Here is a 608-nt window from a genome sequence, read left to right as displayed (position 1 = left end):
GTCGGGACGCGTTGGGCGGGGCGGGTCCGGCTTGGGTTCCGGCTTCGGTACGGGCTTGGGTTCCGGCTTCGGTACGGGCTTGGGTTCCGGTCTCGGGACCACGGGAGCCTCGCCTGCGTGGGCGCCTGGGCCGTCGTCCGATTCGCCGCCCGGTCCTTCGGCCGCGCCCTCGGCGGCGTGGGCTCCCGGGCCGTCGTCGGACTCCCCGCCCGGTCCTTGGGCGGTCTCCCTGAAGGGGACGGCGCGGCCTGTCGTCGCCGCATTCTCTGTCGAAGCGAGTCCGAGCCCACCCGCGAGCACCACAGGAGCCAGGCCCAGTGCGGCCGCTGCCACTGCGCCGGACAGGGCGCGGGTGCGGCGGCGGGGGCCTCGCTTCATGAGTCGCTCTTCGCTGTCGGAGGGCCGGAGCCTCCGATTTAACACGCGCAAAGCGTGTTAATCGCGCAAATCGGATAAAGGGGTCGTAGGGATCGCCTGCATAAGTCACCTGGCTGGCGGTCCGAGGGGTGGACGGGAGGCTTGGCATCGGATGGTGACGGCCGCGCTGCCGTCCTGCCTTCCGTGCGGTGCCGGTGGGTTGGCCGGCTACGGAGGGAGTGGGGGCGGGG

Annotated in this window: 1 pseudogene; it reads right to left on the bottom strand. The window is 72.2% G+C overall.

The features are described 5' to 3' along the window. A pseudogene (locus G5C51_RS42705) lies at window positions 1-378 on the bottom strand (hypothetical protein); the annotation flags it as partial. Window positions 379-608 lie beyond the last annotated feature (230 nt).

Source organism: Streptomyces coryli (assembly GCF_011044975.1).
Lineage (GTDB): Bacteria > Actinomycetota > Actinomycetes > Streptomycetales > Streptomycetaceae > Streptomyces > Streptomyces coryli.
Note: the sequence above shows the minus strand (reverse complement) of the source record. Positions and strands in the feature narration are given on the sequence as shown.